Here is a 14,162-nt window from a genome sequence, read left to right as displayed (position 1 = left end):
CAAGTTATTGCCAAGCGCCACAACGCAGTGAATGGCCGTTTTCCAGCTCAGCCCTACGGGTTCGCAGCCTTGCCGGCGAATGGCAGCGTTGCAAGCCGCTTACGGTACCCGTACCGCTGCGCGGCTTGCGCCTTGCCCTTCATCCGGCAAGGTTGCGAACGAAGCGGTGAAAAGACTTTGAACAGGCTCTTAGGTCTGCTGTTGGCAAGCAGGCAGGCTCAGCTCGGCCAGCAGGCCGCCATCGGGATGATTGCGCAGCTTGAGCTGTCCGCCATGCTGGCGCGCAATGCGCTCGACTATGGCCAGGCCCAGGCCGCTACCGCCGTCTGCGCGGCGGGCGCTGTCCAGGCGCTGGAATGGCTGCAGGGCCATCTCCAGCTGCTGAGGGGGGATGCCAGGACCATGGTCGCGCACGCTGAAGCAGAGCTGAGCATTGTGATAGGCCACGCAAAGGCTGAGGGGAGGGCTGCCGTAGCGACAGGCATTGTCGATCAGATTACTCAAGGCACGGCTCAGCGCCAGCGGGCGCAGTGCCAGCAGGGGGAGCTCGTCCGCCAGATCCAGCTCTATGGCGCAGCCACTGCGGTGATAGCGGGCTACCAGGTTGCGCGCCAGGTCGGCAGGGTCGCTGACCACGGGCGATTCGCTGCCGCTGCCACGGGCAAAATCGATGAACTGACCGAGGATACGTTCGATATCTTCGATGTCTTCCTGCATGCCGCCCTGCAGGCTGTCGTCGCGCATCATTTCCACACCCAGCTTCAGCCTGGCCAGCGGGGTTCGCAGATCATGCGATATCCCGGCCAGCATCACGCCGCGCTCACGCTCGTTGGCGTCCAGGTCCGACAGCATGCGATTGAAGCTGGCCGACAGTTCCTTGACTTCCAGCGGGCCGGTTTCCGGCAGGGGCGCAGGCTGCTCGCCCCGACCCAGCTGGGCTGCCGCCTGCCGCAGTTCACGCAGCGGGCGATTGATGCGCCAGGCAAACAGGGCCGCTACGGTGAGGGCTACCAGGGCAAACATGGCGGCGCTGGCAGCCAGGGTCCAGCTGGCATCCATCTTGAAGCGGCCCAGTGGCACCACCAGCCAGCGCGGCTGGCCCAGCATGTCTACCTTGATCCAGAGTTGGCGCTTGGGCCGGCGTACCTCACGTATCTCGCTGACGCCCGCCAGCTTGCGCCGCAAGGTGGCAGCAACCTCCCGGCTTTGTGCTGACAGCAGGGGGCCGGCCTTGCGTACTTCCGGGTTGTCGATGGCAATCAGGTAGGGGGTATAGGGTCGGCGGGTGGCTGCCAGCCACTCGGCCTGCTCTGCAGGTGTCATGCCATCCAACTGGTCCTCCAGGTCTGCCAACACCTCGCTGACCTGTTCGGTGATGGCGGCGGCCACCATTTGCTGGCGCTGGTAGGCGAACAGGGCAATGACAAAGCTGACGCTGATGATCAGCGCTCCGGCGGTTAGCCAGGTCAGGCGCCAGAAGATGGTCTGCGGCAGTACCCGTGCCCAGCGCATCAGCGTTCGCTGCCGTCCGGCACGAAGACATAGCCAAAGCCCCACACCGTCTGCAGGTAGCGTGGCTCACCCGAATTGTCTTCAATCAGCTTGCGCAGCCGCGATACTTGGACGTCGATGCTGCGGTCAAAGGCCTCGTGTTCGCGGCCGCGGGCAAGCTCCATCAGTCGTTCACGGGACAGTGGGGCGCGCGGATGTCCAGCAAAAACGCGCAGCAGGGCGAACTCGGCATTGGTCAATGGCAGCGATACCCCCTCGCGCAGCAGGCGGCGGTTGGCGATCTCCAGGCGGAATGGGCCAAAGTCAAAGTGCTCGCCCTCCGTCAGCGGTGCCGCCAGTGCCGATGGCTCCTTTTGCCGGCGCAACACTGCATTGATGCGGGCCAGCAGCTCACGCGGATTGAAGGGCTTGGGCAGGTAGTCGTCTGCGCCCATTTCCAGGCCGATGATGCGGTCGATATCATCCCCCCGCGCGGTCAGCATGATGATGGGGATATTGTCACCCATGGCGCGCAACCGCCGGCAGACAGACAGGCCATCCTCGCCCGGCATCATGAGGTCCAGCAGCACCAATTGCGGCCGGTTGCGCTGCAGCCGTGCTTCCAGCCGGCTGGCATCCTCGAAGGCATCGACTGAGAAACCCTGTTCGTTGAGATAGCGTTGCACCAGTTCCCTCAGGCGAGGGTCGTCGTCTATCAGCAGGATTTTCTTGGATGCGGAGGCGGTCATGGCGGCAGGGTCTGGAGTAATGAGCGCAGTGTAGCGATTGCACGTCATGCAAGCGTAGGCAGATGTAAAAAAGCTTTACCGGCAGGCATGCTGGTCAAGCCCGTTTACAATTGGCTGTCATCGCCGAGTTTGAGGCGGCGTATTCTCAAGTTATCGACTACATCCTGTTGCTATATACCATCATGTCACGCACTGCCCATCTCGCCATCCTGTTACTGGCCCTGCCTTTGGCATGGGCTGGGCCGGATGCGCCTGCACCTGCCAGGCCGGAGCGTGATCACGTCCAGCCCAGGATGGAGCGCGAGCATGAACGCTTTCAGCATCGCCAGGCCCGCATAAGGGAGGCGCTGGAGCGGGGGGACCTGACACCGGCTGAGGCAGCATTGCTGCGGCAGCGGCTGGAGATGCGGCGCGAGCGGCTAGAGCGCTGGCGCATCCTACAGGAGCGTTTGCGTGAGGCTGCCCGGTCAGAGACGCCTGCGATGGTGCCGGCCACACCGGCCAGCCAGCCGCCTGCTACGCCGCCTGCGACGCCACCCTGATGATGTGGTTTGCGCAAAAGCGGCACCTGGCTTGAAATGCAGCTTGGCAGGGAGGCCAAGCGCTGCACTACAATGAGGTGAGTCTCCATCCCACGTTTGCTTACATGGCCGCCGCTGACAGCAAGAAGACTGTACTGATAGTGGATGATTCCACCAGCCTCCGGCAGGTGGTGCATCTGGCTTTGCTGCAGGCGGGCTACGAGGTGATCGAGGCTGCAGATGGCAAGGAAGGCTTGGCGCGCCTTGATGGTCGCCGGGTACATCTGATCATCTCCGACGTGAATATGCCCAATATGGACGGCATCGCCTTTGTGCGGGCCGTCAAGCAGCTGCCAGACTATCGCTTCACGCCCATCATCATGCTGACCACCGAGGCGCAAGAAGACAAGAAGATTGAGGGGCAGATGGCTGGCGCCAAGGCCTGGGTAGTCAAGCCCTTTCAGCCCGAGCAGATGCTGCGTGCCGTATCCAAGCTGATACTGCCCTGAAAGACCATGTCACCATGGCGATCTCCTCCATCTATCACCATGAGCGCTGCATACTCCGTATTGATGGATCGCTGACCATCTACGAGGCGGGCGAGGCCAAGCGCAGGCTGATGGATGAACTCAACCTGGCCCGCGAAGTGGAGGTGGACCTGGCTGGTGTGGCCGAGCTGGACACCGCCGGCATACAGCTGCTGCTGATGCTCAAGCGTGAGGCGGCCAGGCAGGAGAAGCCGCTGTTCTTCCATGGCCATAGCAAGGCCGTGCTGGCGGTGGTCGATCTCTACAATATGGCCGGCGTGTTTGGCGACCCAGTGGTATTGGCAGGCGGAGCGGGCTGATGAACCTTGAAGCCGCCAAGCTGGTTTTCTACGAGGAATCCTATGAGCTGTTGGCGGCGATGGAAGCGGCGCTGCTGGCGGTGGAGAATGCCGCTGGCCCGGAGCGGGGTGAACATCTCAACGCCATGTTCAGGGCTGCCCACACCATCAAGGGTTCCGCTGGGCTGTTTGGCCTGAACGACATAGTTGCCTTTACCCATCTATGCGAGAGCGTGCTGGACAAGGCCAGGGAGGGCGAGCTTGCCATCACTACCCCGCTGATCGAGCTGCTGTTCACCTGCCGAGACCATATCGGCAGCATGGTGGATGCTGTGCGCTGTGGTGTAGAAGCGCCAGACTCCGGTGCTTTGGGTACGCAACTTAAGTCTTATCTAGTCGACTCTGCGCCGGTTGTGCCCACACCTGCAGCCGCTGCCATGGTGGTAAAGCAGGAGCAGACGGGGCCGAGGGTAGAGGTCGAGAGCGGCGGCGACCATGTTGTGTCCAGCGACCACTGGCATATCTCGCTGCGTTTTGGCGTCGATGTGCTTCGCAATGGCATGGACCCGATTTCCTTTATCCGCTATCTGGCATCGTTGGGGCGGATTGTTTACCTCACCACCTTGTATGACGGCTTGCCCAACCCCGAGGAGATGGATCCGGAGAGCTGTTATCTGGGTTTTGAGATCGAGTTCCAGGCGGCACCCAATGTCGACAAGCTCACCATAGAGAATGTGTTCGAATTCATCCGCGATGACAGCAAGGTGCGCATTTTGCCGCCGCATGCCCATATCGCGGAGTACATACGCCTGATCAAGGACATGCCTGAAGGCATGTCGCGCCTGGGCGAAATACTGGTGCGGGGTGGCGCACTGACGCCGATGGAGCTGGACGAGGTACTGGGCATACAGCGTGAGAATGCCGGTGCCGGTGAACACCGGCCCCTGGGCACCCTGCTGGTGGAAGAACGCTTGGCGCCACCGCAGGCGGTGGCCGCAGCGCTGGACAAACAGCGTGAGCATGCTGCCCAGAAAACCCGCGAACACCGGGTCGTCAGGGTGGATGCGACCCGGCTGGATGCCTTGATAGACCTGGTGGGGGAACTGGTGATCTCGGGCGCGGCGGCACAGCTGTCAGCCAGCCGCAGTGGCGATAGCGCGCTGATCGAGACCATCGCCTCGCTGGGTGAGCTGGTGGAGCGCATACGCGATGAGGCACTGTCGCTGCGCATGGTGCCTGTGGGGGAGATATTCAGCCGCTTTCCCAGGGTAGTACGCGATGCGTCGCGCGAACTGGGCAAGGATATCCAGCTGGAACTGGCAGGCGAGGAGACAGAACTCGACAAGTCCATGGTGGACAAGCTGGCAGACCCGCTTGTGCACCTGGTACGCAATGCTATAGACCACGGTATAGAGGGTTCCGATGCCCGCCGCAACCTTGGCAAGGCGGACTATGGCACGGTCTGGCTCAATGCTTACCATGAGTCTGGTAGCGTGGTGATCGAGGTCGGGGACGATGGTGGCGGTATGGACCGGCAGCGGATACGCAACCGTGCTGTGGAGCGGGGCTTGATACAGGCCGACGAAGTCTTGAACGACCAACAGGTATTGCAACTGGTGTTCGAGCCGGGTTTTTCCACGGCTGAGACTGTCACCAATCTGTCGGGCCGGGGTGTAGGCATGGATGTGGTGAAGCGCAATATCGAAGCGCTTAAGGGCAACATCGAGATTGATTCGGTGGCGGGAGAGGGGACGATAGTCAGGCTGCGCGTACCGCTGACCCTGGCCATCATCGATGGCTTCCGCGTGGGTGTGGGGCAGGTGAGTTTCGTGATTCCACTGGATATGGTGCTGGAATGCCTAGACCTACCTACCGATAGGGGTAGCAGTCAACAGCATTACCTCAATCTGCGAGGCGAGGTGTTGCCCTACCTGCCCCTGCGCGAGTTGTTCGAGGTGGATGCTCCTGCTCCGGCCAGGCAGTCGGTGGTGGTGGTGCAGTATGGCAGCCAGCGTGCCGGCCTGGTGGTGGACAATCTGGAAGGCGAGTTGCAGGCGGTGATCAAACCCTTGGGTCAGTTGTTCAGAGGCGTACGCGGCCTGGCGGGATCTACCATATTGGGTAGCGGGGCGGTGGCGCTCATACTGGATGTGCCTGACCTGATCAATCGGGCTGCCAAGAATGAACGGCGCAAGGTGGCTTTGATAGCCGCCCGTGAAGCCCGTCACCCAGCAATGCGCGAGGAAGACCGACCATGAGCTGGCTGGGCCGCCTATCGATGTTCAAGAAGCTGCTACTGGCCTTTGGGCTGATGGCTGCGGTGCTATCTGTGGTCGGAGCGGTGGCAGTTCAGGCCTTGAACCAGGGCCAGCAGCGGCTGGAAGGCCTGCACCGGAACCATGCCGAAGCCGCCCATACCCTGGAGCGTGTGCATGTGCGGCTATTGCAACATCGCCGCATGCTAGCCGAGATCATCTACGCCGAACCTGGTCAACGTGAGGCTTTGCTGACCAGTCTGAAGGAGAAGCAGCGCGAGCTGGATGCAGCGCTGGGGGGCTTCCAGCAGGAGGCTGATAGTGGCATTGAGACCGGCTTGCGCCAGCGCATTGCTGATCACTACCCCAGATACCTCCAGCGTATTCCTGGTCTGCTGCAATCGGTGCAGGCCGAGCAGCAGGCGGAGGCGAAAGCGGTTCTGCTGCAGCAGATTGCGCTGGATTTCGGCCCGCTGGAGAGCGCGCTGGAACAAGCTGCCAATGACCAGACCGCGCTGCTGGACAGGAGCATTGAGGATGAAGCCAAGTCTCTGGCTAACTGGAGCGTGGCCGTGCTGTGCCTAAGCGTGGGTGGCCTGCTGTTGGCAGGTGTGTTGGGCTATGGCGTTGCCCACTATTTCACCCATCTGCTGGGGGGCGAGCCTGAGCAGGCTACCCGGCTGGCGCGCCGGGTGGCGGCAGGGGATTTCAGCCTTGATATCGTACTGAAGCCGGGGGATGAGAACAGCCTGATGGCTGCCTTGGCCGCTATGCACCAGCGGCTGCACGAGATGATTCAGGAGCTATGCGATGCGGCGCAGTCCAATCTGCGTATCGCCTCACAGATTGAGGCGTCGTCCAGCGCCTTGTCGCAGACAGCGAGCGAGCAAGCCAGTGCCATCGAACACACCAGTGTGGCGGTGGAGCATATCAACCAGGCGGTCAGCCAGAGTACCCGCCATGCGGCGGAGACCGATCAACTGGCGGCCCGAGCGGCCGGCGTGGCCAGCGAAGGGGGGCAGGCGGTGGCGGCGTCGGTCGAAGCCATGCGACAGATCGCCAGCAAGATAGGCGTGGTGGACGATATCGCCTACCAGACCAATTTGCTGGCTTTGAACGCAGCCATCGAGGCGGCACGTGCGGGCCAACACGGCAAAGGCTTTGCGGTGGTGGCGCAAGAAGTGCGCAAGCTGGCGGAGCGCAGCCAGGCAGCGGCCAGAGAGATAGGGGCGCTGGCAGGTGAATCGGATCAGTTGGCGGCACGTGCTGGTAGCCTGCTCAATGGCGTGTTGCCTGAAATTCGGCGTACGGCTGAACTGGTTGGCGAGATACATGCCTCTGGCCGTGAGCAGACAGACAGCATTCGCCAGGTCAACCAGACCGTGGTGCAGCTGGGGCTAAGTACCCAGACCAATGCGGCAGCGGCCGAGGAGCTATCGGCATCGGCTGAGGAACTGCATGCCCATGCGCGACGGCTGAATGATCTGCTAGAGCGGTTCTGCCAGGCGGGTGAGCACCAGCTGGCTGCGATCGAACCTACCAGGATGGCGTCCACACCGGCACCCACGAAGCAGCCTGGAACTGCAAAGCCCGTGCAACTGAGGGCGCCTACGCCGCCAGACGCGGTCAAGCCGGTGTCGCCGCGGGCACCGTTGCCGGCCAGCCTGACGCATCCTTCTCAACCGGTGGACGAAACGCAGTTCGTCCGCTTCTGATCCCGGTGGTGACACTATGAGCCAGGCCCTTACTCCACATCGACGTGCTAGCGTACCCATGGTCGAGCCGGTGGAGCAGCCGCAGTATCTGACCTTCAGGCTGGGAACCGAAACCTATGCGTTGGAGATATTGCATATCAAGGAGATTATTGAGTATGGTGGCCTGACGGAAGTGCCGCTGATGCCGCGTTTTCTGCGCGGTGTGATCAACCTGCGTGGCGCGGTGGTGCCAGTTATCGACCTGGCTGTGCGGTTTGGCCGGCCCGCCACCACCATAGGCAAGCGCAGCTGCATCGTGATCGTGGAAGTGCAGTATGGTGACGACTGGCACGACCTGGGTGTGATAGTGGATGCGGTCGACGAAGTGCTGGATCTCCCGCCCGAAGCCATCGAGCCGGCGCCGGCCTTTGGTGCCCAGCTGAGGGCTGAATTTATCCGGGGCATGGGCAAGATCAGTGGCCGTTTTGTCATCGTTCTGGCCCTTGAGCATGTGCTGTCCATCGATGAAATGGCCGAACTGGCCGGTAGCAGTGAAAGCCTGCATCCTGAAAGCTGAGCATGTGAGCCCCGCACCGGTGGAGGCACTTTCCCCGCATGATTTCGGCCTGGTGCAGATGGCGGATGCCGAATTTCTGCTCTACCAGGTGCTGGTGGAGCGGCTGACCGGCATACATCTGGCCCCCATCAAGAAAGCCATGCTGTCTGGGCGCCTGGCCAAGCGGCTACGGGATCGCAGCATCGCCAACTACGGTGAATACCTTCGCCTGATAGGGGACGGTGGCGATGCCGAGGAGCGTCAGCTTGCCATTGACCTGATTACCACCAACGAAACCTATTTTTTTCGCGAACCCAAGCATTTCGATGCTGTGCGTGATGTCTTGCTGCCCCAATTGGGGCGGCAACCGGTGCGTATCTGGAGCGCAGCCTGCGCCAGTGGAGAGGAGAGCTATAGCCTCGCCATGGTATTGGCAGATCGATTGGAGCAAGGGGTGGTATGGGAGGTTATCGGTTCCGATATCTCCAGCAGGGTGCTCTCGATGGCGCGGCGCGGGCTCTACCCGATGGAGCGGGCTCATCATATTCCGCCTGAATACCTCAAGCGCTTCTGCTTGCGGGGCACCGGCGACTATATGGGTAGCCTGCTGATAGACAAGGGGCTGCGTCAAAAGGTGCGCTTCATGCCGGTCAACCTGATTGCGCCTTTGCCGGAAATGGGTCGTTACGATGCTGTCTTCCTGCGCAATGTCATTATCTATTTCGACGCAGAAACCAAGCGGAGGGTGGTGAATGCTGTTGCGGCCACCCTCAAACCGGGGGGCTGGCTGGTGGTCGGTCACTCCGAGTCGTTGATAGGCATACCCAGCGATCTCGAGCCGATACTTCCCACCATATATCGGAAGCGCGCATGAGCTTTCAGATTGATATCTTTCTGCAGCCGGGCGAGGTGTATTTCGGCGACCGTGATACTCGCATACGCACCCTGCTGGGTTCTTGCATTGCCATCACCTGGTGGCACCCCACGCGGCAGGTGGGGGGTATGTGCCATTACCTCTTGCCGCAGCGGCCACAGGGACATCCACGTGGCGATGGCCCGCTGGATGGGCGCTATGCCGAGGAGGCTTTCCAACTGGCCATGCGCTATATTCATTCGGTAGGGACCTTGCCAGCAGACTATGTGGTGAAGATGTTTGGCGGTGGTCAGATGCTGATTACTGATACCGGCCGCATGCCGGCTGTGGGCGAGCGCAATATTGAATTTGGCAAGCAGTGGCTTGCGGGCAATGGATTCCGGTTGAGCCGGGAACACCTGGCAGGTAATGGCCATAGGCACATCGTGTTTGATGTTGCCACTGGCGATGTGTGGTTGCGCTACCGGCCGCAGGATGAGCCCGCCGGCAAGACTAAACCATAGCGTACCCCCGGCAGGCGCGGGGGCTTGGTGACAGACAGGGGGAAGCGATGCCCATCAACGTGCTGATCGTCGATGACTCGGCCGTGGTGCGTCAGGTGGTGAGCGAGGAGCTGGGCCGCGAGACCGATATCAAGGTCATCGGTGCGGCTGCCGACCCTATCTTTGCCCAGGAACGCATGAAGCTGCAGTGGCCCGATGTCATCGTGCTGGATATCGAGATGCCCCGTATGGACGGCATCACCTTCCTCAAAAAACTGATGGTGGAGCGGCCCACGCCGGTCGTCATCTGTTCAAGCCTGACCGAGAAAGGCGCGGCCATTACCCTGGAGGCCTTGTCCAGCGGGGCATTGGGCATCATTACCAAGCCTTCCATCGGCGTACGGGATTTTCTGCAGGACAGTTCGTCTGACCTGATTTCGGCCGTACGGGCAGCCTATGCCGCCACAGGCCGCCTGAAACTCCTGCGCAGCATACCGGCTACGCCACCGGCTGTGCCGCCTGCCAAGCAGCCGGCGACGGCCATGTCCTTCGTGACGGAGAAGATACAGTCCCCCAAGCTGACCGCCGATGCGATCATGGATGCACCCAATGGCATGCCGGTGGTGGGGCAGACCGAACGCATAGTGGCGGTGGGTATATCGACAGGCGGGGTGCAGGCCTTGGAGCAGATACTGCCCATGTTAAGCGCAGATTGCCCGGCCATGGCCATTGTCCAGCACATGCCCGAGAAATTCACGGCGACCTTTGCGGCACGGCTAAATACCCTGTGCCGGATAGAGGTAAAGGAGGCGCAGAACAATGACAAGCTTTTGCGCGGCCGGGCCTTGATTGCACCGGGCGGCAAGCACCTGCTGGTGAAGCGGGCGGCAGGCCACTATTACGTTGAGGTGATAGATGGTCCCTTGGTGAGCCGGCACCGGCCCTCGGTGGATGTATTGTTCCGCTCGGTGGCCAAGTGCGCTGGCCGCAATGCGCTGGGTGTGATCATGACGGGCATGGGCGATGATGGGGCCAAGGGTCTGAAGGAAATGCGCGAAAGCGGTGCCGCCACGGTAGCCCAGGATGAAGCAAGTTGTATCGTGTTTGGCATGCCCAAGGAGGCCATACGACTGGGCGCTGCCGATAATGTGGCCAGCCTGGGGGATATTCCCGGCTTGATTGAAAGGGGCGCGCAGCGGCCGCTTTCGCGGTAGCTTGAGCTAGTATTCTGTTAGACGGTGCGATCAAGTCGCCCTACATTACAGCTTGTTAATTTTAACTGGCGGGACTCAAGGGCAAAGCCGATGTCAGTCAACGCAGAACTCAGCGTCATGGTGGTGGAAGACAGCGCGGTACAGCGTCTACACGCGCTCGACCTGTTGGACAATCTGGGGGTCAAGAACAGGCTGGAGGCAGAGAACGGAAGGCATGCACTGGAGGTGCTGGCGGTGAGCGCCAAGCCCGACATCATGATTACCGACCTTGAAATGCCGGACATGGATGGCGTGGAATTGATACGCCATATTGCCGAGCAGCACTTGGTCAATGCCTTGATCGTGGTATCCAGCCGCGAGACCACCATCTTGTCCACGGTGGAAACCATGGCGCAGGAGCATGGCCTGATCGTGCTGGGTATTGCGCAGAAGCCACTGTCCTATGATGGCCTGGCCAATCTGATTGCCAGATTCCGCCCCGGCGAGGTGTCCGACAAGCAGCGCGAGGCACAATACAGTTTTACCCCCAACGATATCCGACGGGCCATCATCAATCGCGAGCTGGTGCTGCACCACCAGCCCAAGGTGACGACTCATTCGGGTGTGATGCGGGGGGTTGAGGCGCTGGTGCGCTGGCAGCATCCCGAGCTGGGGCTGGTGCCACCGTCCAATTTTATTCCCATGGCTGAGGAAGCCGGCATCATTGATGAATTGACCGACTGGGTACTGGAGACAGCGCTCAAGCAATTGCGGGACTGGCATGCCAGGGGCTTGACCATCAGCGTGGCGGTCAATCTGTCGGCCAAGTCGCTCTCTACGCCAGACTTGGCCGATCGTATTGCGGCCGTGACCAGCCGCATCGGCATAGAACCCAAATACCTGCTGCTGGAGATTACCGAGACCGCCGTGATGTCGGATCTCGCACTGTCCCTGGGTACCTTGGCACGCTTGCGGCTCAAGGGCTTTGGGCTGGGCATCGATGACTTTGGCACGGGTTTCTCATCCATGCAGCAGCTATCGCGTATTCCCTTTACCGAGCTGAAGATAGATCGCTCCCTGGTACATGGCGCCTCCGAGAAACCCCATCTGCATGTCATGCTGCAAAGCACGATAGAAATGGGTAAGAAGCTACATCTGACTACCGTGGCAGAGGGCGTGGAAAACCCCTCAGACTGGCAGTTGATAAGGCTGTTGGGCTGCGACGTGGCGCAAGGTTTCTATGTTTCCAAGCCAGTGCCTGGCGATGCCCTTGCGGGCTGGCTCAAGCAGGGAACCCAGCACCTGCGGCCGCAACGGCCAAGCATGGGTTGAACCAGTCAGGCCCGTGGCCAGCGGTGCAGCCGTACCGGGTTCAAGCTGGCGATATCGTGCAGCGCCCCAAGTAGTCAGCGCAAGCTGGGGTTGGGGGCTTGCTTGGCGGCTTGGCCATCAGGGCCGCCAAAGTGCCCCGCTGATGCAGTCTGTCCAGCGCCGTGTTGATACGGCCAAGGTAGTGGCTGATCGGGGCATTGCGGGCTACGCCGATATGGATGGGGTCTTTTACCATGGGGCGGTTGATGATCTGCCATCGACCCAGGTGACCATAGCGCAGGTTCAGATGTTGTTCCATATCGTGCGGATCCTGGCGGGTATCGGCCAGCAGCACGACATCCACCCGCTTCAGCACCAGCATGGTCAGCCTGCTTTCCAGCGAGGGAGACTCCTCCTCCACTTTGAACAGCTTGCCGCGCTGTTCCTCAAACTCGCCACCATACTGGGCGCCACGCATGATGGAGAGCGTCTTGCCGCGCAGGTCTGCTAATCCGTGATAGCTGAAGGCTTCGCCGGAGCGTACCACCATCCAGACATGCGTATCCCATATAGGACGGGATAGCAGCATGGCCGCTTCCCGCTTGGTGGTGCGTGAGACGCCCCATAGCAGGCCCTGGCCTAGTTCCGCCATGCGCTGAGCGCGTCGCCAAGGATAGGCTTTGATATCAAACTGCAGCCGGGCTTCGTCACCCAGCAGCCGTATGGCCTCCGCACGCCTTTCATCAACCGGTTTGGGTTGGCCGGCGGCTGTCATCCGCTCTGCGATCAATATGGTCAGCCGCGCCGGTTCCACCGAGTTTGCCATGGCAGCGCCAATCAGCAGGAACGAGCCTAGGCAGGCAAACAGACGGTAGATCAGGGGTAATCCCATGGCGCGGCGCTATCACAAGGGGGTGAACAGGTGTCCATCCTACAGAGGGAAGGTGAAAACTACCATGCCATTGCCGCCCATGCCTGTGCGCCTCTCGCCCCACCTTGATCTGAAAGATTTGACCTCCCCCCGCAAAATCGTAGCGCTGAGAAGTAGAGATTTCTGGCAAATTTAGCGCCTTGCGAGACAGGAGATTTGTCATGAAGAAGTCGAAATTCACGGAAGAGCAGATCGCATTTGCACTTCGCCAAGCGGAGTCGGGTACGACGGTTGCAGAGGTCTGCCGCAAGATGGGTGTCTCGGAAGCCACCTTCTACAATTGGAAGAAGAAGTACGGCGGTTTGGGCGTCACCGAACTGCGTCGGTTAAAGCAACTGGAAGAAGAAAACGCCAGGCTTAAGCGCATGGTGGCCGACCTGAGCCTGGACAAGCAGATGTTGCAGGAAGTCATCCAAAAAAAGCTGTAAAGCCAGCTCGCAAGCGCGAGCTGGCTAACTTTCTGATTGGCGCCTATCGCGTCAGTATTCGTCGTGCCACCGCAGTGAACCAATTGCGGCAAGCGACGTATTTCTATCGCCCCCATCCCAGGGACGATCGAGCTGAGCGACAACGGATTAAGGAAATCGCCGCGACCCGAATTCGCTATGGTGCCGAGCGCATCCACGTGCTGTCGCGGCGCGAGGGCTGGGTAATCAACCACAAGAAGACCTACCGGATTTATTGCGATGAAGGGCAGAACCTGCGACGGAAGCGACCACGCCGCCATGTCGCTGCTGCACACCGCGAAGAACGACCCATCGCCTCTGGTTTGAATGAGTGCTGGAGCATGGATTTCGTCGCCGATCAGCTCTTCAACGGGCAGAAAATCCGGGCGTTAACTGTAGTCGATAATTTTAGCCGAGAGAGCCTTGCCATCACGGTCGATTACGCCCTGAAAGCGGCGGATGTCGTCGCGACGATGCGTCACTTGCAGGCATTGAGAGGGACGCCACGGCGAATTCGGGTCGACAATGGCAGCGAGTTTATTTCCCAGATGCTGGATCAGTGGGCTTATGAGCAGGGAGTGACGTTGGACTTCTCGCGCCCTGGCAAACCCACGGATAATGCGTTCATTGAGTCGTTCAACGGCAGCTTGCGAGACGAATGCCTAAACGTGCACTGGTTCCTGTCGCTGGACGATGCGCGCGAGAAGATCGAAGATTGGCGAGTGGATTACAACGAATTCAGGCCACACAGTTCGCTGGATGACCTGACCCCGAGCGAGTTCCGGCTCGCTCATATTAAGGCTGGGAATCTCTAGGTTCGACCGCTCGGTTAG

At 60.6% G+C, this 14,162-nt stretch carries 14 protein-coding genes; 11 read left to right on the top strand and 3 right to left on the bottom strand.

Annotated elements, in window-relative coordinates:
- Positions 1–189: 189 nt before the first annotated feature.
- Together QQK16_RS00465 and ompR are read right to left on the bottom strand one after the other, a co-directional pair.
- Positions 190–1,512 (bottom strand): ATP-binding protein, encoded by a 1,323-nt coding sequence (locus QQK16_RS00465; RefSeq protein ID WP_284194461.1) that lies wholly within the window; start codon positions 1,510–1,512, stop codon positions 190–192.
- Entirely contained in the window at positions 1,512–2,240 is a 729-nt protein-coding gene (ompR, locus tag QQK16_RS00460) for an osmolarity response regulator transcription factor OmpR (protein ID WP_284194460.1), read from the bottom strand. The genes QQK16_RS00465 and ompR overlap by 1 nt, the downstream gene beginning before the upstream one ends.
- A gap of 182 nt (positions 2,241–2,422) precedes the next feature.
- On the opposite strand from ompR, the gene QQK16_RS00455 reads away from it, so the two are divergent.
- The 10 genes from QQK16_RS00455 (at position 2,423) to QQK16_RS00410 (ending at position 11,973) form a co-directional block, all read left to right on the top strand.
- Positions 2,423–2,782 (top strand): hypothetical protein, encoded by a 360-nt coding sequence (locus tag QQK16_RS00455; RefSeq protein WP_284194459.1) that lies wholly within the window; start codon positions 2,423–2,425, stop codon positions 2,780–2,782.
- A gap of 104 nt (positions 2,783–2,886) precedes the next feature.
- A complete protein-coding gene (locus QQK16_RS00450) occupies positions 2,887–3,270 on the top strand; it encodes a response regulator (protein WP_284194458.1) in 384 nt (127 codons plus the stop codon).
- A gap of 14 nt (positions 3,271–3,284) precedes the next feature.
- Entirely contained in the window at positions 3,285–3,608 is a 324-nt protein-coding gene (locus QQK16_RS00445; protein WP_284194457.1) for an STAS domain-containing protein, read from the top strand.
- Positions 3,608–5,845 carry a chemotaxis protein CheA gene (locus QQK16_RS00440; protein WP_284194456.1) on the top strand — a complete coding sequence of 746 codons (2,238 nt, stop codon included), beginning with the start codon at positions 3,608–3,610 and terminating at the stop codon, positions 5,843–5,845. The genes QQK16_RS00445 and QQK16_RS00440 overlap by 1 nt, the downstream gene beginning before the upstream one ends.
- On the top strand, positions 5,842–7,557 hold the full coding sequence (locus QQK16_RS00435; RefSeq protein WP_284194455.1) for a methyl-accepting chemotaxis protein: 1,716 nt from the start codon (positions 5,842–5,844) through the stop codon (positions 7,555–7,557). The genes QQK16_RS00440 and QQK16_RS00435 overlap by 4 nt, the downstream gene beginning before the upstream one ends.
- Positions 7,558–7,573: 16 nt before the next feature.
- Positions 7,574–8,113 carry a chemotaxis protein CheW gene (locus QQK16_RS00430; RefSeq protein ID WP_284194454.1) on the top strand — a complete coding sequence of 180 codons (540 nt, stop codon included), beginning with the start codon at positions 7,574–7,576 and terminating at the stop codon, positions 8,111–8,113.
- A complete protein-coding gene (locus tag QQK16_RS00425) occupies positions 8,061–8,966 on the top strand; it encodes a CheR family methyltransferase (protein WP_284194453.1) in 906 nt (301 codons plus the stop codon). The genes QQK16_RS00430 and QQK16_RS00425 overlap by 53 nt, the downstream gene beginning before the upstream one ends.
- Complete coding sequence (locus QQK16_RS00420; RefSeq protein ID WP_284194452.1) at positions 8,963–9,469, top strand: chemotaxis protein CheD; 507 nt, start codon at positions 8,963–8,965, stop codon at positions 9,467–9,469. The genes QQK16_RS00425 and QQK16_RS00420 overlap by 4 nt, the downstream gene beginning before the upstream one ends.
- 47 nt (positions 9,470–9,516) lie before the next feature.
- Complete coding sequence (locus tag QQK16_RS00415; protein ID WP_284194451.1) at positions 9,517–10,662, top strand: protein-glutamate methylesterase/protein-glutamine glutaminase; 1,146 nt, start codon at positions 9,517–9,519, stop codon at positions 10,660–10,662.
- A gap of 90 nt (positions 10,663–10,752) precedes the next feature.
- Positions 10,753–11,973: a GGDEF/EAL domain-containing response regulator gene (locus QQK16_RS00410; protein WP_284194450.1), complete on the top strand. Its 1,221-nt coding sequence runs from the start codon at positions 10,753–10,755 to the stop codon at positions 11,971–11,973.
- A gap of 40 nt (positions 11,974–12,013) precedes the next feature.
- Here the strand turns inward: QQK16_RS00410 and QQK16_RS00405 are convergent, their stop codons facing one another.
- On the bottom strand, positions 12,014–12,844 hold the full coding sequence (locus QQK16_RS00405; RefSeq protein ID WP_284194449.1) for a substrate-binding periplasmic protein: 831 nt from the start codon (positions 12,842–12,844) through the stop codon (positions 12,014–12,016).
- 200 nt (positions 12,845–13,044) lie between these two features.
- Between QQK16_RS00405 and QQK16_RS00400 the strand changes: the two genes are divergently transcribed.
- Positions 13,045–14,144 (top strand): IS3 family transposase gene (locus QQK16_RS00400; RefSeq protein WP_284194448.1). Its coding sequence is split into 2 segments (ribosomal slippage): positions 13,045–13,306 and positions 13,306–14,144, totalling 1,101 coding nucleotides; the frame shifts between segments, so codons are not numbered across the junction.
- Positions 14,145–14,162: the final 18 nt, after the last annotated feature.

The sequence above is a fragment of the Chitinimonas prasina genome (genome assembly GCF_030160395.1).
Taxonomy (GTDB): Bacteria; Pseudomonadota; Gammaproteobacteria; order Burkholderiales; family Chitinimonadaceae; genus Chitinimonas; species Chitinimonas prasina.
The sequence above is the reverse complement of the archived record's forward strand: the minus strand, read 5'-3'. Positions and strand labels throughout refer to the sequence as shown.